Origin of the sequence: Lacticaseibacillus camelliae DSM 22697 = JCM 13995 (assembly GCF_001311195.1) — a bacterium.
GTDB lineage: Bacteria > Bacillota > Bacilli > Lactobacillales > Lactobacillaceae > Lacticaseibacillus > Lacticaseibacillus camelliae.
This window is the reverse complement of the sequence record NZ_BBAJ01000048.1, coordinates 1-17,387: the sequence shown is the minus strand read 5'-3', so window position 1 is coordinate 17,387 and position 17,387 is coordinate 1. Positions and strand designations below refer to the sequence as shown.

12 protein-coding genes and 4 pseudogenes are annotated in these 17,387 nt (G+C 54.4%); 6 read left to right on the top strand and 10 right to left on the bottom strand.

Features of this window, described 5'->3' with window-relative positions; all coding sequences use genetic code 11:
• Positions 1-492: pseudogene (locus JCM13995_RS09205) on the bottom strand (mannitol dehydrogenase family protein); the annotation flags it as partial.
• A gap of 261 nt (positions 493-753) precedes the next feature.
• On the opposite strand from JCM13995_RS09205, the gene JCM13995_RS09200 reads away from it, so the two are divergent.
• The 4 genes from JCM13995_RS09200 to JCM13995_RS09185 all read left to right on the top strand — a co-directional run bounded on the left by JCM13995_RS09200 (position 754) and on the right by JCM13995_RS09185 (position 6,853).
• Complete coding sequence (locus tag JCM13995_RS09200) at positions 754-1,350, top strand: GntR family transcriptional regulator (protein ID WP_225350826.1); 597 nt, start codon at positions 754-756, stop codon at positions 1,348-1,350.
• A gap of 163 nt (positions 1,351-1,513) precedes the next feature.
• Entirely contained in the window at positions 1,514-2,935 is a 1,422-nt protein-coding gene (gene uxaC / locus JCM13995_RS09195) for a glucuronate isomerase (RefSeq protein WP_054664918.1), read from the top strand.
• A 568-nt stretch (positions 2,936-3,503) separates the two neighbouring features.
• Complete coding sequence (locus JCM13995_RS09190) at positions 3,504-4,976, top strand: glycoside hydrolase family 1 protein (protein WP_054664915.1); 1,473 nt, start codon at positions 3,504-3,506, stop codon at positions 4,974-4,976.
• Positions 4,973-6,853 carry a glucose PTS transporter subunit IIA gene (locus JCM13995_RS09185; protein ID WP_156314409.1) on the top strand — a complete coding sequence of 627 codons (1,881 nt, stop codon included), beginning with the start codon at positions 4,973-4,975 and terminating at the stop codon, positions 6,851-6,853. Before JCM13995_RS09190 ends, JCM13995_RS09185 begins: the two co-directional genes overlap by 4 nt.
• A gap of 156 nt (positions 6,854-7,009) precedes the next feature.
• Here JCM13995_RS09185 and JCM13995_RS17080 read toward each other — a convergent pair whose 3' ends face one another.
• The 8 genes and pseudogenes from JCM13995_RS17080 to JCM13995_RS17765 all read right to left on the bottom strand — a co-directional run bounded on the left by JCM13995_RS17080 (position 7,010) and on the right by JCM13995_RS17765 (position 13,604).
• Entirely contained in the window at positions 7,010-7,714 is a 705-nt protein-coding gene (locus JCM13995_RS17080) for a glycoside hydrolase family 3 C-terminal domain-containing protein (RefSeq protein WP_263849637.1), read from the bottom strand.
• Positions 7,690-8,142: a glycoside hydrolase family 3 protein gene (locus tag JCM13995_RS17075; RefSeq protein WP_263849638.1), complete on the bottom strand. Its 453-nt coding sequence runs from the start codon at positions 8,140-8,142 to the stop codon at positions 7,690-7,692. Before JCM13995_RS17075 ends, JCM13995_RS17080 begins: the two co-directional genes overlap by 25 nt.
• Before the next feature lie 177 nt (positions 8,143-8,319).
• Positions 8,320-9,245 (bottom strand): annotated as a pseudogene (locus JCM13995_RS17070) (glycoside hydrolase family 3 N-terminal domain-containing protein); the annotation flags it as partial.
• Positions 9,246-9,335: 90 nt separating this feature from the next.
• Entirely contained in the window at positions 9,336-9,617 is a 282-nt protein-coding gene (locus JCM13995_RS09175; RefSeq protein WP_082397799.1) for a fibronectin type III-like domain-contianing protein, read from the bottom strand.
• Positions 9,509-10,330: a glycoside hydrolase family 3 protein gene (locus JCM13995_RS14525; protein WP_156314408.1), complete on the bottom strand. Its 822-nt coding sequence runs from the start codon at positions 10,328-10,330 to the stop codon at positions 9,509-9,511. The genes JCM13995_RS09175 and JCM13995_RS14525 overlap by 109 nt, the downstream gene beginning before the upstream one ends.
• Entirely contained in the window at positions 10,327-11,733 is a 1,407-nt protein-coding gene (locus JCM13995_RS09165) for a glycoside hydrolase family 3 protein (RefSeq protein WP_054664907.1), read from the bottom strand. The genes JCM13995_RS14525 and JCM13995_RS09165 overlap by 4 nt, the downstream gene beginning before the upstream one ends.
• An 83-nt stretch (positions 11,734-11,816) precedes the next feature.
• Positions 11,817-13,160, bottom strand: a complete 1,344-nt coding sequence (locus tag JCM13995_RS09160) for a PTS sugar transporter subunit IIC (RefSeq protein ID WP_054664905.1) — start codon at positions 13,158-13,160, stop codon at positions 11,817-11,819.
• Between the two features lie 62 nt (positions 13,161-13,222).
• Positions 13,223-13,604 (bottom strand): annotated as a pseudogene (locus tag JCM13995_RS17765) (DUF5597 domain-containing protein).
• Between the two features lie 1,447 nt (positions 13,605-15,051).
• Between JCM13995_RS17765 and JCM13995_RS17760 the strand changes: the two are divergent.
• Together JCM13995_RS17760 and JCM13995_RS09150 are read left to right on the top strand one after the other, a co-directional pair.
• A complete protein-coding gene (locus tag JCM13995_RS17760; RefSeq protein WP_082397796.1) occupies positions 15,052-15,498 on the top strand; it encodes a hypothetical protein in 447 nt (148 codons plus the stop codon).
• The gene (locus JCM13995_RS09150; protein ID WP_162230938.1) at positions 15,390-15,854 is read left to right on the top strand and encodes a MurR/RpiR family transcriptional regulator; all 465 of its coding nucleotides are present in this window, start codon (positions 15,390-15,392) and stop codon (positions 15,852-15,854) included. The genes JCM13995_RS17760 and JCM13995_RS09150 overlap by 109 nt, the downstream gene beginning before the upstream one ends.
• 150 nt (positions 15,855-16,004) lie before the next feature.
• Here the strand turns inward: JCM13995_RS09150 and JCM13995_RS09145 are convergent.
• Positions 16,005-17,068 (bottom strand): annotated as a pseudogene (locus JCM13995_RS09145) (endonuclease/exonuclease/phosphatase family protein).
• Between the last annotated feature and the right edge of the window lie 319 nt (positions 17,069-17,387).

Sequence of the window (17,387 nt, the reverse complement as noted above, 5' to 3'; positions counted from 1 at the left end):
GCCTCGGCGGCCGGGGTCAGGGCGCCGTCGAACATTGCGCAGGCTGTAGCCCTTTTCCGTGATGGACATGGTGACCAGCTGCAGGCTCTTCTGCTCAAACACCGCCTTCAGCCGCGCCCAGCCGGCCGGGTTGGCCTTATTATAGTAGATGGCTTCAGCCACGCTGGCGATCAGCGTCTTGTCGTAGTTGCCTTTCTCATCCATCACGACCTGCAGGAACCGGTCGTTGAACGGGGTGTACGCCTGGTCGACCACGCCTTCGTCGTAGGTTTCGGCGACAATCACGCCGGCGTTCAGCGTGCCCTGATTCAATAGCTGTTGGGCAATGGCGGCGTGGAAGCACCGAAACAGGTTGCCCCCGCCGAAGTGGACCCACACTGGGGCCTGCGCTGCGGCCGCGCGGGCCTCGGCCTGATCGAACTGCGGCACCGTGATGCCCGCCTGAGTGAACGCCTGGGCGTTGCCTTGATAATCATCGACTAACTGCACCATGACAATATCCTCCTTTTCCGCGTTGTGAACACGGGACGACTACTGATATATCAATTCCTCTGTAGGATAGCACTTCCCTCAACCGCTTTCAACGGTCAACTAGCGGGATTAACTGTCCTGGCAGCCTGACACCGCCGTTGCAACCGACCAGTATTTGCTATACTAGCAGTAGTAAATTTTCGAGGTGTGATATGGCAGAAACCGTCAATTACCAAGATGCGGCCTACGCGGCGATCCTGAAGCAGATCATGCGTCTGGAGCTTGTCCCTGGTCAACGCATCAATAAAAAAAGCGCTGGAGACCCAGCTTGGCATCGGCACCACGCCGGTGCGCGAGGCCATCATTCGCCTGCAGCGCGAAGGCCTGATCGTGGTTCAGCCGCAAAGTGGCACCTATGTGGCAAAAATTGCCTTAGCTGAGGTGTATCAGGCGCGCTTTGTGCGCGAAAGTCTGGAGAAAGTGGTGGTCGTGGAGAGCATTCCCAAAATGACGGCTGACGACTTTGCCACCCTGAATGACATGATCGCCCAGCAGAAAAAGTACCTGGCTAAGCACGATTACGACCACTTCTTCGACCTCGACGACGCCTTTCACAAGACCTTTTACCAGGTGGATGCCAAGGACTACGTTTGGAACTGGATCCAGCTGTGTAACCTGCAGTTCAACCGGTTCCGTTACCTGCGCCTGGAGGTCAAGGACCTCGACTGGCAGCAGATCATCGACGACCACCAGGCCATCCTCGACGCCGTCAAAAACAAGCAAGGCACGCGCGCCGAAACCGCGGTGTCACGGCACCTGCACATGGTTGACGCGGATGCCGCCGTGGCCGTAAAGGCCCACTCGGACTACTTCGCCTAAACCGATTGAAACTTTGCGCCCCTGCCGTCTCCTCGTGAGGCGGCCTTTTTGGGTTCGGCGAACCGATTGTGCTCGGCCCATCGTTGACAACGCTGGCTCATCATGCCAAACTGTAAGCGAATTCATATATCAGTTGAGCAACTTTTCAAAGGAGAGAAAGCACATGACCTTGTTGAACAAGGAGTTTCTGTTGACCAACGAAACCGGTCGCAAGCTGTTTCATCAGTACGCCGAAGGCATGCCGATCATCGATTTTCATTGCCACCTCGTGCCAAAAGAAATATATGAGAACCAAAATTACCCGAACCTGACACGGATCTGGATCAACGACGGGCTGTTCGGCGATCACTACAAGTGGCGCCTGATGCGGGCCAATGGCGTGCCGGAGGAGCTGATCACCGGCGACGGCGAAGAGTATCAGAAGTTGGTCGCCTGGGCCGAGACCCTGCAAAAGGCGTTGGGTAATCCGCTGTATGAGTGGTCTCACCTCGAGCTGTCGCGGATTTTTGGCATCGACGAGCCCTTCACCCCGGACAACGCCAAGGCCGTCTGGGGCAAGGCCAACGCCCTGCTGGCCACCGACGACTTCAAGCCCCGGGCACTGATCCGCAAGTTCAACGTCAAAGTGGTTTGCACCACCGACGATCCCGCCAGCGACCTGAAGTACCACAAGCTGCTCAAGGCCGAGGAGGCCGACAACGGCTTCAAGGTGTTGCCGGCGATGCGCCCGGACAAGGCGTTTGCCATCAGCGCGCCGGGGTACGCAGATTACCTGAAGGAACTGGGCCGTGCAGCCGGCGTCACCATCACCACCTTAGATGACCTCGTTGCCGCCTTCGACCAGCGGTTTGATTTCTTCGCCAGCCTGGGCGGCAAGCTCTCCGACCACGGGTTGAACAGCTTCCACTTCAACAAGGTCGACAAGGCCACGTTGGATGCCATCATGGCCAAGGCGCAAGCCGGCGAGACCCTGACTGCAGCTGAAGTCGACGGCTACACCACTGGCCTGATCGAAGCGCTGATGCGCCTGAACCAGAAGCACAACTGGACCATGCAGTTCCACATCAACGTCATTCGCAACGCCAACCAGCCGATGTTCAACAAGGTCGGCCCGGACACCGGGTTTGACTCCATGGGCGGCCAGCCTGACATTGCCCAGGAAATGATGAAGCTCTACATGGACATGGGCAATGCCGATGCGATCCCGAAGACGATTTTCTACTCCCTGAACCCGAACGACTGGATGGTGCTGGCCTCGGGCATGGGCGACTTTTACGGCGACGGCATCAAGCAAAAGCTGCAGCTCGGCGCCGCCTGGTGGTTCAACGACACCCGTGAAGGCATGCGCGAACAGCTGCGGACCATGGCCCAGCAAAGCCTGCTCGGCAATTTTGTCGGCATGCTGACGGACTCGCGCAGCTTCCTCTCCTATCCGCGCCACGAGTACTTCCGCCGCGTACTTTGCGACTACATTGGCGAACTGGCGGAGCGCGGCCAGGTGCCTGACGACCTCAACATCCTTGGCAAAATGGTCCAGGACATCTCTTACAACAACGCGCATGACTACTTCGGTTTCTTCGACTAAAACAGCTAGGCGTTAAATAAGGCCCAGACTCACCGGGAGTCTGGGCCTTGTTGCGTTATCGCGCCGCTGCATGAATTATGAGAATCCGGTTGACGTTTGATTAACAGAGTCTTAGAATCAGCGTTAATCGAATAATTCGTCCTAAACCGTTGAGGTGGAAGTCAAGATTGTTGTGCACGCCCAGAGAGCGACCAGTGCTGAGAGTGTCGTCGAACGCAGGCAATTAAATGGGCCACTGAGGGACAGACCAAAAGCCAGAGCGTAGGTGCCGCGCACTTAGGACTTCGGCTAACCAATCACGAGCGCTGCGTGCAGAGCACGCAAGCGAGTGATGGTTAGACGTAAGTCCATTGCGGCACCGGAGCTCGACGGCAAGTCAGTCTGTACGAGAGGTATGCGTCAGTTACCAGGAGAGTGTGGGCTCTTCGGCGAGCGGCGCGCTGGATCTTAAAGTCCAGTGCGCAATTAAGGTGGCACCGCGGAATGATCCGTCCTTAATCAGTCCTAGCGACTGGTTTAGGGCGGATTTTTTTTATTCAGATTGGAAATTGGGAAAGGACAATTGAGTATGGCAATGAGAAACACGTATCTGCTTGGCGGCGCAACCGCGGCTTCACAGTCCGAAGGTGGGTTCGGCGAAGGCGGAAAAGGCCTTTCGACCCAAGACCTGCGCTATTTGGACCCCACATGGGATCCTGAACAAATCGAGGAAAAGCACCAGCACGATCCTTTTTCTAAGCGCGAGTTTGACGCGGCCCTCAAGGACCCGGGCACAACTTATTACCCGCTGCGACGCGGGGTCGAGTTCTACCACCACTACAAGGAAGACATTTCACTGATGGCCGAGATGGGGCTGCAGATTTTCCGGACGTCGATCAGCTGGTCGCGGATTTTTCCCAACGGCGACGATGACACCCCAAACGAGGCTGGGATTCAGTACTACCATGACGTGTTTGAAGAATGCCAGAAGCATGGGATCAAAGTTCTGGCAACCATGGTCCACTACGACATTCCGGTCCACTTAGTGACTAAGTACGGCGGCTGGAAAAGCCGCCAGATCATTGCGTTCTTCGAGCGGTACGCCACCGTGCTTTACCAGCGCCTAGGCGACGTGGTGGATTACTGGCTGCCGTTTAATGAAATCAACGCGGCCAAATTTTCTCCTTGGGACGGCGCCTGCCTGATCCCTGGCACGGAGTCCAACATGGACCAGGCCATTTTTCAAAGCCTGCATCACCAGTTTCTGTGCAGCGCTCGCGCCGTGCAACTCGGTCGCAAGCTAGTCCCGAACGAACCGGTCGGCGCCATGATTGCCCGGTTCACCACGTACCCCGCCACCTGCAAACCCGAAGACAACATGCAGGCGATTCAAGACGACCAGTACTCGAACTGGTTCTACCTGGACGTGCTGGCCCGCGGCTACTACCCGACCTACATGAAGCGGTACTTCAATCTGCTGAACGTCCACGTTCACCAGGAAGCCGGCGACGCGGCGCTCCTGCGAGACGGCACCGTTGGCTTTGTCGCCTTCTCCTACTACTTCTCCCAGGTATCGACCAATCAGAAGAATTGGGCCAAGACCGCCGGCAACCTAATTATGACGAAAAAGAACCCATACCTGAAGGCTTCGGAATGGGGTTGGCAAATCGATCCCGTCGGTCTGCGCGTGTCCCTGAACCAGCTTTATGACCGCTATCACCTCCCAATCGTTGTCGCTGAAAATGGGTTGGGGGCCCATGATCAGCTCGAGGCCGACGGGTCGGTCCATGACCCTTACCGTATCGCGTACCTCAAGGCGCACTTGGATCAACTCGACCTGGCCGTCGCTGATGGGGTCGACCTGCTCGCCTACACCATGTGGGGCGTCATCGATCTCGTGTCATGCGGCCCGTTGACCATGGATAAACGCTACGGGGTCGTTTACGTGGACCGGGATAACGCCGGACACGGCAGCGACAAGCGGTATAAGAAGGACTCTTTCTACTGGTATCGCGACCGGATCAAGCAGCACTGCCAGCAGACTAAAACGGAGGAATCATGATGGATAATCATACCTTGGCATCTGCAATCGTCGCTGACTTGGGCGGCAAACAAAACATCACCAACTATTTGCACTGCGTGACCCGCTTGCGCTTCAGCCTGGCAGACGGCAGCAAAGCCGACATGGCTGCGATTGGAAAACTTCAGGGCGTCCTGGGGGCAAAGTTTCAAAACAACCAGTATCAGGTCGTGATTGGCCCGAATGTCAGTGAAGTATACGACGCAGTGGTCGACGTGATTGGCGCTGATCAAAAGACCGCGCCGGCGATCGCCTCAGCCGCCGCGCAAAAGCGGAAGCTCTCGGCCAACGTCATTTTCACCGCGATCACGGATATCTTTTCACCAATTCTGCCGGCCTTGGTTGCCGGTGGGATCCTGAAGGGCATTCTAGCCATTGTGGTGACGATTGCCCCAGTCCTGGCAAAGAACTCGACCTACGCGCTGTTTTCACTCATCTCTGACGTGCCCTTTTATTTTCTGCCGTTTCTGCTGGCCGTGTCTTCCGCGCGCAAGTTCAAACTCAATGAATTTCTTGGCCTTTGCATGGCCGGCGCGCTGCTGTACCCGACGTTTACCGCGACCATCGCCAGCGGCAAGTCTGGCCTCAGCTTGTTTGGCCTGACAATCCCGACTTTCACCTACTCGACCTCCGTCTTTCCGGTCATCCTAGGCGTCGGACTGATGGCCATTGTCTATCATTTTATCGACCGCTACGTACCGGAAGTGCTGAAAATGGTCGTCGTGCCGGCGCTGACACTGGCCATCGCCGTGCCCATCGCGATGTGGATTCTTGCACCGCTTGGCGCGTACGGCGGCCAATACCTGGCAACCGGGATCGTTTGGCTGTTTAAGAAGGCCGGCCTGCTCGCCGGGTTCCTGCTCGGTTTCTTCATGCCGCTGATCGTCCTGACCGGCATGCACCAGTCGACCTCCCCGATTCAGATTCAGAACATCGCGACGCTCGGCTACGACTACCTGCTGCCAATCTCCTTTTGCCACAACATGGCCGAAGCCGGCGCGGCGTTTGGCGCAGCCCTGAGAATGAAGGACAAGGAAATGCGCTCAGCCGCGATGTCGACCAGCTTCTCCGCGTTTCTTGGCATTTCCGAACCCGCTTTGTACACCGTCAATGTGGTCAACAAGACGCCGTTTATTTCGGCGATGATTGCCAACGGCATTGGCGGCGCGTTGACCGTCATCTTCAGCGTCAAGTGCTACGCGTTTGTGATGCCTGGCATCACATCGCTGCCAGTTTACGCCAAGGCCGGTAACTTGATGAACATGGTGTGGATCGTCGTCTGCATCGCCGCCACTTTTCTGCTCAGTGCCGTGCTGTCCTTTGCCCTTGGGCACAAGATCAGTCAACACTCCGCGGTCGAGCAGGCTCAGGCGAAAACTGCAGGCCAGACCGCACTGAACGACCAGACCTTGGCAATGCCGGTGGACGGCAATCTGATTCCGTTAAGCCAGGTCCCAGACGCGACCTTTGCTGCTGGCACGATCGGCGCCGGGTTTGCCGTTGAACCAACTGATGGTATCGTGGTGTCGCCCATTGCTGGCAAAATCACCAACATCTTTTCCACCAAACACGCCATCACGATTGAAGGCGAGGGCGGCATTAACGTCCTGATCCACATGGGTATCGACACCGTCGAGCTTAAGGGCGCCCCGTTCACGCTTCACGTGGCGGAAGGCGACACCGTCGCCGCAGGCCAAGCGCTCGCCGACATGGATCTTGACGCCATCAAGGACCACGGCAAAAATGCGGACGTGATCGTCGTCTTCCCTGAGCTGCCGAAAAATGTCACACTCTCTGTCGCCGCGGCGACTGGCCCCAAAAATGCCTCGGCCACGATTGGCGACTTGGTGCTGGCCTAACCAACTTTGCTGATGGTCCTGGGCACCAAAAACGGCCGCCTAAGAGACGGCCGTCAGGGCTTTGATTTTGATTGTTGACCAGATTATTTCCGTTAGTCTCACGCAGACGCTATTCGTTGCTAGATAGCGTCTGTTTTTGACTCTCTTTGGCCCACGCTAATCCTTCAAACTGAACTCCACCGTTTGCGTCTCATCTGAATTCGGACCAATCATCAGTTCAAACTTGCCGGGCTCGATCACATACTTACCCTGTTGGTTGTAAAACCCCAGCCGATCCGCCTTGACTACAAATGACACCATCAACGTTTCGCCAGCAGGCACCAATGCACGTTTGAAATCGATCAAACGCTTGACCGGTTGGACAATTGAAGCCACTTCATCGTGCAAATAAAGTTGAACGGTTTCAGTTCTGTCAATTTCGCTAGTATTCTCGACTGGCACACGAATCGTCACTGATTGAGCTGAACTGATTTGGCTCTGGTCAATCGTCGGCTGGTGATAAGTGACCTTGCCGTACGATAGCCCATATCCAAATGGAAATAACGGGCCAGTTGGCGCGTCTGTGTACCTCGAAACAAACCGACCAACGTGTTGAGAGGTCTTTTCAGGCCGCCCTGTGCTGAGGTGATTATAGTAAATTGGGGCTTGGCCCTCGACCGCCGGCATACTCATTGACAGCCGTCCCGAGGGATTGTAAGCGCCAAAGATAATGTCCGCCAATGCGTGCCCGCCTTCGATACCCGGGAACCACGCCTGGATGACGGCATCAGAATCCGCGAGGACATCAGTCAAGACTAACGGCCGGCCACTGATGATCACCGAAATGATTGGCTTGCCTAACGTCGCGAGCTCGTCAAGCAAGCGTTGCTGGTTATCATTGGCAGTCTCAGTTTAGTCCTGGATCCCGCCTCGCCGCTTTGCAGCGTATGCTCGCCACCGGCAAAAATAATAATGTCAGCACGCTTAGCCGCAGCAACTGCACTATCGTGATGCTTCTTCTCAGTGGCCGAATCGGAGATCTGACCGCTTGCTTGATCTTCCGGGCGCCCGGACTCGGCGAAGAAATCAGCATCGCGTATGATATCTGTCCCTTTTTCTACGGTCAACCGACTCGTATCCAGATACTCACTGAGCCCGTGCTTAAAGGTAATTGTATCCTTCGGGTAACCATGAATTGCCCACAAGCCCAACATCTTAGACTCATCCGCATAGGGGCCGATCAGTGCAACCCGCCGATGGCCTGAACGGTTAAGTGGGAGCAAATGCCGCTCATTTTTGAGCAGAACCATCGCCTCCTGGCTGACCTTTCTGGCCAGCTGGCGCTTAGCTGGGGTCAGTAGGTTGGCTTTTTCCAGTGCTTCGGAGGAACCGCGGAACGGATCTTCAAACAGACCCAGCTCATTCTTCAGTGACAGCACACGCCAAACGGCCGCATCAATTTTCTCCTCGCTGAGCCGACCATCCTCGAGCAATGGTTTCAACCCATTAGCATAGCATGGGGACTTCATATCAATGTCGACCCCTGCATCCAATGCCTTATACGCAGCGTCCTGCTCGTTTGCGGCAAAGCCATGCTGGGTCAACTCATAGATTGACGCATAATCGCTGATTACCACGCCCGTAAAGCCCCATGCTTCCGCAACAGATCATTCAACAGCCACTTATCGGCAGTGGCTGGCACGCCGTTCAGGGTGGTCAACGAGGTCATCACCATTTTCGCGCCAGCTTGAATCGCCGCCTTGTATGATGGCAGATAATTCTGGTAAAGATTACTCATAGACATGTCTGCAGAGTTGTACTCGCGGCCGGCTTCGACCGCGCCGTAGCCCGCAAAATGCTTCACGCATGAGACAATGCCCTTGCCGTCCTTGAGGCCACTTTGAAACCCACCCACCATGGCTTTGGCAAATTGCGCGTTAAGGTATGGATCCTCGCCGGTTGATTCCAAGACCCGGCCCCACCTGGCGTCATGCACCAAGTCAACCATTGGGGCAAAGGCAACTTGTTGGCCGCCAGCATACGCTTCCTCGGCAGCATTCTCATAAGCCTCTTGATTAACCGAGGATCCCAGGAAGCACCCATCCCCAATGGAATCGGGTAAACCGTCTTGTAGCCATAGACAATGTCCGACATGAACAGCAGCGGAATGGCGTGCCCACCTTTGGCCAAATATGCTTCCTGCAAGCGATGAATCTGCTTTGCACCGGCCACGTTCAGAACCGATCCGGAAAGATCGACCATCCGTTGAGTGATGCCAAGCTTGCGCTGAGGCCCCATTGAGATGTCTGAGGCGTTGTAAAACTCCCCAGATAGCTGAACCAACTGGCCAATTTTTTTCTTCGATTGTGAGTGATTTCAATAACTGTCTAAGTTTTGCTTCTTCCAAATTCATTCCTCCATACTTCAGCCACTGAGGCACTTTGCTTGGCTTACTGAACTGCTAACTGCGCTTTGTAGACGCCCGGACCAACCCGCAGCAACATTATTTCGCGGTCAAAGCCGTCACCGCAGCTTGCGCGAAAAGCACCCGGTCCCGTTCCTCGAAGTACCGGGTCTTCCGAATCGTCGCCGCACCACTCAGTTTGATTGCACCAGCAGAATGGCCAATGGAAAACTGGTAGTCGCCCTGGTCGATGACCCATTTCATGTCGTCATTCAAGTAGGCGAGCTGACTCGGTTGCACGGTGAATGCCACCTTCTTCGTCTCCTGTGCCTTAAGCTGCACTCGGACAAAACCGAGAAGCTCAATGTTTGGCCGCACCATTGAAGCGTGGCAATTGCGGCCATACAGTTGAACAATTTCCGTGCCCTTGCGGTGGCCGGTATTGGTGACAGCGCACGAAACATGGATTGTTCCAGCCGAATCTGTCGTCGCTTTAAACTCACCGTAATCAAACGTTGTGTAGGCCAGGCCCTCACCAAAGAAGTACCGCGCTCATGGGGACAGTCCACATAGCCGTCAAACGCACCGCCGGTCGCCTGGTGATAGCTGGATCCGTTCGGATGATTGTAGTAAAGCGGCAGTTGGCCGGCGGTATAAGCAGTGGTTGCCGGCATTCTGCCGGTCGGCTCACTGTCTCCGAAAATCACACTGGAGATGGCTTCACTGCCGCATTCGGCAGGATTCCATGCTTCCAAAATTGCCTCTGCGTAGGTGTCAGCCGCATCACTGGAGATTGGTCGACCGCCAAAATGCACGATGATCAGCGGCTTATTCAGGTGCGCTGCGGCTTTGATGAAGTCTTCCTGGCACTTGGGCAAATTGATGTCAGTGGCATCGATTCCTTCCCCTTGTGACGCGGAAGAGCCAGTGCCGTACTTACCCCCAACTGTGATGATGGCGACATCACTTTGACGAATCGCATCAAGGGCCTTGGCAAAGTGACTTTCATCATCCCCGACATACGGGAACCCATAGGCATAATTGACTGTCGCACTCGGCACGTCAGCTTCGATTTGTTGCCGCAAAGACATCATCTGCGGCTGCTGGGAACGAGCAAAGGCCTCAACGTCGGGATTTTCCACGTCAACATTGGACCTGAGTAGTGTTTCTTAGGCCCCGCCGGCGCCTGATCAGTCTTGACATCCTCGACCCCGGCCATCGTATTTTTGACCCCAAAATGTTTTTCGATTGTCGACATGTAGGTATAACCACCAAACATGGTGCGAATCGCGTCGGCGTGCCACCCAATCAGCGCAATCGATTGCTTGTTCTTGCTTAAAGGCAGAATGCCCTTATTTTTGAGCAGGACTAACGACTCGGTGGCAACGCGCCGGCTAGCCGCAATGGCTGCCGGTTGCTTGAAGCTTCGCGCGGCCTCGGTTGGTGCATCTGCGAAGGGATGGTCAAATATTCCCAGCTCAAATTTGAGCGTCAAAACCCGCTTCACAGCGGCAGCAAAGGCGTCATCAAAGTCTTTTTGGCCCTCGTACTGCTTCAGCACCTCTGGTTTGTATGCGTTCATCGAAGGCAGCTCCTGATCGACGCCGGCAAGCAGCGCCCGGTGTGCAGCGTCAGCCAATTGTTCGCCTAAATGATAACGGGTGAAGATTTCACTGATGCCGCTGTAATCGGAGGCAACGATCCCTTTAAAGCCCATCTGCTGGCGCAGCAGATCGGTTAGCAGGTGCCTCGACCCGGTCACCGGCTCGCCATTAATGGCGCTGTAGCAAGGCATAACTCCCTTCAGCTTGCCGAGTGAAATGGCGGCCTGGAACGGCTTTGCATACACTTCATGGAGCAGCCGCTCCGGAATGTTCGCCACAGCCGCATGAATACCACTTTCAGCCGCTTGGTAACCGAGAAAATGCTTTGCAACAGCAGCCGTCCTGCCAGACTTCTGGATTCCCGTCACCACTGCGGCACCCATCTCGCTGGCAAGCGTTGGGTCTTCCCCAAAGGTTTCGCCTTGGCGGCCAAACCGCGCGTCTCGAGAAATGTCTAAGACCGGTGAAAAAGCCAGTGTCGCACCCACACTCGCGGTTTCCTGACCAATTGCCTCGCCCATTTTCTTAGCGGCTGCAGGGTCAAACGTGGCGGCCTGAGCGATGCCAGTAGGAAAGCTGGTGGCACCAGGAAGTTTGACCCCCGTCAGTGTTTCAACGTGAAACAAAGCGGGAATGTGGTGCGGTGAAAGTGCGATGATCTTTTCCTGAATCTCGCGCTGGACCCGGGCAACGTCCTCGATATTTTGCATCTCCTCGCCCACCAGCAAGGAAACCTGGCCTGACCCCTTTGGAAAGTCGCGTTCCAAATCATCGTTCGACCAAGCCGCCTGATTATAGCCGACCAACTGAGCGGCCTTCTCGTCGAAACTAAGGTCATTAAAAAGTTGGTCTACGCGTTGCTTAATCGTCGTGTCAGCATCTGACTTTGCCATTCTCAATTTTTCTCCTTTTTCCATCTCGATTCAAAATCTCATGTGAGTGTGACCTCACATGAGATTGATGAGCTGAATTGGCGCTACTTAGCGTCGGCTGCCGCTTTGTTGGCCTCGGACCGAATCGCCAACTTAACAAACGGGATAAACATCACCACGTCAAAGACGAAGCAGATGATTTGGACCAGCACCGGCATGATGTGACCACCTGAGGCCAGATATGTGTTCAGAAATGGCGGGGTGGTCCACGGCACGGCAATCGCAATGGCCGGGATTGCATGGATCATCTCAAGCCAATAGTAAATTGTCCCGGTGATGGCACTCGCGAACACATACGGAATTAACATGAACGGATTTAGAACGATTGGCAGGCCATAAATCATCGGTTCCCCGATGTTAAAAAGCCCCGGGATAATTTCGATCTTCGCGATTGAAAGATAATGTGGTGACTGCCGCGCCACCAGGAAGATTGCAACACACACAGCGACGGTCGTCAGGCCCATGATGATCTGTAAGGTCTGGCCGATTGGCGCCCCTTTTAAGTTCATCACTGAGGCACCGTGAAGGAGCTGGTTGGTTAGATCATTCTGGTTGATTGTGTTGATCGGCTGGAAGATGGGCGACAGCGCAGCAGGGTGAATCCCAAAAAAGAACACCAAATTCTGCGCGATAATCGTCACAAACGCCCCACCGACAGAAGTCCCAACACCCTGGAGCGGCGCTTGAACTAGTTTGTAAATCAAATCCTGCATGCCTGTAAAGCCAAACGCGCGAATGATGAATTCGATTGCGTTAATGACAATCACACTGATGGCTAGTGGAATCACGGCGGCGAACGCATTCAAAATCGCTGGTGGAACCGAATCCGGCAGTTTAATTGTCAACTTGGTGTCGGACAAGTGAACGTACATGATGGTTGAGAGTAACGCGACAATCATCCCCAGAATCAGGCTAGTGGCGCCAAACGAATCCTGCGTCCAGACGCTGCCAAGTTTGCCTGCAGCACTTTGCGGGAAAACCAGGAAACTACCGAGCAGGGCGATAATGGCAGCAACGAGTGGATCAGCGTGCTGATACTTATTGTCCTTCTTCCCCGCTTCAATATAGTTCTGAGTCAGCATGTAGGCGATGGTCAGTGTGACCACGATTGAAATCAAGTTATTGCAAACGTTAGTGATTGCATTAGGAAATGCCGTCCAGTGTTTCCCGAACACAAAGACCAGAAACTTCTGAAAAGGATCTTGATCCAGTGGCAATTCCGTATTCAGTAAGTTAATGCGAAAATTCTGAAGCAAAAGCCCAACCGACCCAACTAAGCTCATTGGCATTGCCATGATGAACCCGTCGCGGATCGCGGCTAAATGCTTTTGGTTGCTGATTTTACTGACTACCGGTAAAATCTTCTCGCCAATTTTTTCCAACTTCACGATCTTCACTCCTTCTCTAATGATTACTGTAACTGTTATTCAATGGGATTTGAGCAAAACGATCAGTACAGGTGAGTCTTAATTTTGAGCAGCTGAGGCGTCGCCCCGACTTGAATTCTGACTCTCTCGTCGCCGTTCAGGATTCGACCAGCATGCCATTGACCATCCTGCCAGGTGCCTTCTTCGAGGCTGATCAACCCAACGTTCCGATTGGCTCAAGGCAGACAGATTCACGCTAATGTTGAGACCAAACAGCAGAAACTCATTTTCGGAGAGCTCAAGAATGAACCCCGCAGAAGGCGATACGTTTCCCTCCTGCTTGACAAAATGAACCGCCGCCTCACAACTAGCCAGTTTGATTCTCCGGCCCCGGTCGGCCGCCTGGCTGATCAGAAATGAATGCATTTGCGGCTGCTGGCGCTTTTGAACAATCAGTGGCAGCATCCCTGCCAAAAGCGCATAAGCTTTGGCCAGTACTGATCCCGTCTTAGACCAATCAAACGCGTCTGCGTCAATGGCAACTGCTTTCAACAGATGAGCGTCCAGTGTCACATCCTGGTTAAAGAAATCCTCTGCGCCAAATGGCGAGAACAATAAGAGGTTATAATGACTAATTGCATAGATGAGGTTCGAAACTGTTCGCAGATCCTGCCTGGTTTCGGGAACGAGCAATGCTTGTTGCGGCGCCGCATAAGCATCACTCACCTCTTCAAAATTCGGCACATAAAGATCTGGGGCCACTAAGTCGACTGCCGTTGCCACTTTCTGCCAAAGAGGCAACATTTTTACTGTCGGCCCACCGGTTGGATAAGCCCCTGGGCGACCGAGCGGCTTCTCCAGCCATGCGTTCACATACATCGGCAGGGCATACTGCGCTTTACCGGCGGCGGCAATCGTTTGCAGCGCCGAGGCATACAGAAATGCCATATAGTACTCGCCGGCTTGCGGGCCAAACTGGCTTTGCCAAGTTGCTGCTGGCGCGGCGCCAAACACGTCAGGCAACGGTCGGTTTAGCGCCGGGCCCTTGGCCACCGAGTAGTCGAAATCTGCGTCTAGCAGCCCGACCTCGTTTTCAACCTGCACCATGATCACGGTCGACTGCTGGGTATCCGTCTTCTTAATGAAGGCCATCAGGTGACCGAATGCCTTTGCGTCCAAGTCAACTGCAGTTTGATCAGCCGGGGAAATCGAGTACAAATGCTGGCCGTCTCTTTTTTGCGCATAACGAACGGTGGAATCTTCTTTCAGCCATCCCGGAACATAAGACGAAAGGCCATTCTTCCACAGTCCGAACCAGAGTAATACCAGTTTTACTTGATGCTCCCGCGCTTCTGAAATCAGGTCCTGAACCGAGGAAAAATCGAACCGGTCTGGCTTGGGCTCAATCATCTCCCAATAGACCGGCACCAGGAGCGTATTAATGTTCAGTGGCAGGACTCTGGGCCATACCTGAGTGTTCATATACGCTGTGCTGCTGGCACTGGAATTGTGGCATTCCGCTGCCAACCCGATAAATGGTTTATCGTCAACCATGAGCACAGTCTGGCCATCATTGTCTTGCAAATGTGGAATGGTCATCAAAAAGCCTCCCTTGCAACCAACTGCTGAACGATATAGGAAGAAAGCACGATCTCCAATACTTTTTCATTTTGAACTACCGCCTTGCCGTCAGCGCTTCGTCGAGGCCTCGAAGATGTTAACTGAAACGCAGCATTCGGATGATCAGACACTGCCCTAAGCTGTGGCGCTCACGGGCATCCAGGTCCGTTTTTCTCCTACAAGAGCTATCATAGGTCAAATGTAGGGGCTTTCATTTTCGTATCAGAGTGGTATATTCAGTCTAAAGGCTAGTATTCACAAACATGAAAAAAATTTTCAAAGGGGCAAGCAAATGACGTTACAGGAAAGCATGCTTCAAGTCTTACAGACGAATACGATCAACTCGACTCCTTGGATGTTGGCCGATTGCATCCTGCGCTTGGGCCCTCGACTGGCCAAAATGTCCATCACCGAGCTGGCGCATCAGTGCAACGTCTCTGAACCAACGGTGAGTCGCTTTGTCGTTGCCGCGGGGTTTCGAAACTACACCGACATGCGAGACAGTGCCAAAAAAGAAAGATTAGCGCTCAAATCCTCTGGCTTTCACATCTCGGAGACAAAATTAAACTTGATCAAAAATGAGCCAAAAGAATACCTCAGATTTTTTTTGGCCGCGAGCTTGATCGCACCATGTCCGAGTTCATCGCAAATGCTGACATTGCACTGTTCGATCAGCTCGCACAGGCCATTCATCGGGCACCGCGAGTCTTTATCTTCTGCTTCTCCACCTCAAGATTGATTGCAAATGTGATTCAGACCGACCTGGCAAGATACGGAAAAGTGCTCTACGTTCCCAGCACTAGTGATGAGCAGGTGGTTGAAGCTAAACAACTTAGGCATGGTGATCTCGCAATCGTGATTTCAACTTATGGCTACTTCATCAGCAAGTCTTCAGCCACCATCGACCTGATTGCCAATTCACCTGCCGACACTGCCCTTTTCACCCAAAATCCGGGGATTCCAGAAGCATACCTGTTCAAATCAGTGTACCCAGTCACCAAGACAAATAATCCCATCACCGGCAGCTATATCATGCTTCTCGCCGCGGAGTTTCTTGGCCGGCGGTACGCAGAGACCATTGGGGACATGCGCTAGCGGCAGGTCGGAAGCCTTTTCCAGTCTCTTTCCCCTTTAGTCAAAACGCGCAGTGCCAGACCATAATGAAAAGCAGACGTCTCGTTAAAGACGACTGCTTTTCATTTGCTGAGAACTGGTTCTTTATTGATCGTCTGGCAGAATACGCCGCTACGGTTCCAACTCAAATTCCATGCGGGTCGGCGTGTGATCCGAGTATTTAAAGCCGGTATCGACGATTTTCACCGACTTAGCCTTCACATTTGGCGACAGAATGAAGCCATCGATCAGCGTGACGAAGCTCTTGCCCGGTTCCCATGGCTTGTCGAGCGCACGCACCGACGGCTGGGCCGCCTTGGCCAAGCCCATGGTCGGCACGTGGAAGCCTGCCGGCAGCTGATCGTACGGGAACAGGTGGGTCCAGGTCTCGTCCTGCGGCTTGGTGTGGAAAATGGCCGCGGAGTCTTTGAGCAGCCGGTGATTGTAATCCCCGCCGACAATCACGTAATCGCCCTTTTGGTAGGCCTGATTGATGTACTTGAACAGCTTGGCAAACTGTGCCTGCTGAATCGACCGGTCCTTGGTGAACGCCGACATGTGGATGTTGACCAGCTGCAGGTGCTTGCCGTTGCTGGTCGGGGCCTGCGTCACGGTGAAGGCGCGGTCGAGGTCGGTGAACTTGGTCGGGTTAGTCGCGATCGGCAGCGAGTACCGCCGGGCGCCGGTCACCTTGAACTTAGTCAGCGTCACCAGCCCGGACTTGGCGGCACCGATTGGCTGGTTAAATGGGTAAAAGAGGTACGGCGAGTCGTAGTTTTGCCCGTAAACACTGCTGTACTGCTGACCAAATGCGCGGCGCAGACCCGCCACTTCGTCGACGTGCTGCGAGCGGTCACCGTCCTGATCCACTTCCTGAAAAAAAAGGCGAAGTCCGGATCGCCTTGGCGCGTCGTCTTGATCACGCCGGCCAGTGAGTCCTGGACGGCCTTCTTGCTATAGGCGCGCGAGTACTTGCCCCCGTCCATGAAAAACGAATAGCTTGGCGGGTACGAATCGTAGCCAATGTTGTAGGACTGGGCACGGTAGGTCTTGCCCACCTGGACTGCGCCGGCCTGGTTGTGCTGCGGCCGCAACTTCAGGTTGTCCGGCAGGCGGTAATAGGCCGCGTACAGGTACGCAATGTAGCCGCCTAGAACAACGACCACGGCCCCAAGCAGGCCCCCAATAATTTTCAGTGCGCGATGTTTTTTTCACTTCAATGGTCTCCCCTTTTTTTGTGAACACGCTTCATCGTACCACGACCACCCCCTTTTTCCACCAAATAAAGCGACCCCAAGCGCGTTACAGAACCCAACTGGCGTGTTATTCTCAAGGTAAGAATTGGGGGTTTTAGTATGACCATCACCATCGGCAGCGGCGCCACTCGCCGCGAGCTATCCGACCAGGACGCGATCAAACTCACGTCGGGCCAGGACTTTTGGAGCAGCGAAAACGTCGCCGGCATCCCCGCCATTCGCATGAGCGACGGGCCGCACGGGCTGCGCTACCAAGCCC

Excerpts from the sequence above, each read along its gene's own strand:
- uxaC (WP_054664918.1), top strand. The coding sequence starts at position 1,514 with ATGACCTTGTTGAACAAGGAGTTTCTGTTGACCAACGAAACCGGTCGC.
- JCM13995_RS09190 (WP_054664915.1), top strand. The coding sequence starts at position 3,504 with ATGGCAATGAGAAACACGTATCTGCTTGGCGGCGCAACCGCGGCTTCA.
- JCM13995_RS09185 (WP_156314409.1), top strand. The coding sequence starts at position 4,973 with ATGATGGATAATCATACCTTGGCATCTGCAATCGTCGCTGACTTGGGC.
- JCM13995_RS17075 (WP_263849638.1), bottom strand. The coding sequence starts at position 8,142 with ATGGTTCTGCTCAAAAATGAGCGGCATTTGCTCCCACTTAACCGTTCA.
- JCM13995_RS09175 (WP_082397799.1), bottom strand. The coding sequence starts at position 9,617 with ATGGTGCGGCCAAACATTGAGCTTCTCGGTTTTGTCCGAGTGCAGCTT.
- JCM13995_RS14525 (WP_156314408.1), bottom strand. The coding sequence starts at position 10,330 with ATGATGTCTTTGCGGCAACAAATCGAAGCTGACGTGCCGAGTGCGACA.
- JCM13995_RS09165 (WP_054664907.1), bottom strand. The coding sequence starts at position 11,733 with ATGGCAAAGTCAGATGCTGACACGACGATTAAGCAACGCGTAGACCAA.
- JCM13995_RS17760 (WP_082397796.1), top strand. The coding sequence starts at position 15,052 with ATGACGTTACAGGAAAGCATGCTTCAAGTCTTACAGACGAATACGATC.
- JCM13995_RS09150 (WP_162230938.1), top strand. The coding sequence starts at position 15,390 with ATGTCCGAGTTCATCGCAAATGCTGACATTGCACTGTTCGATCAGCTC.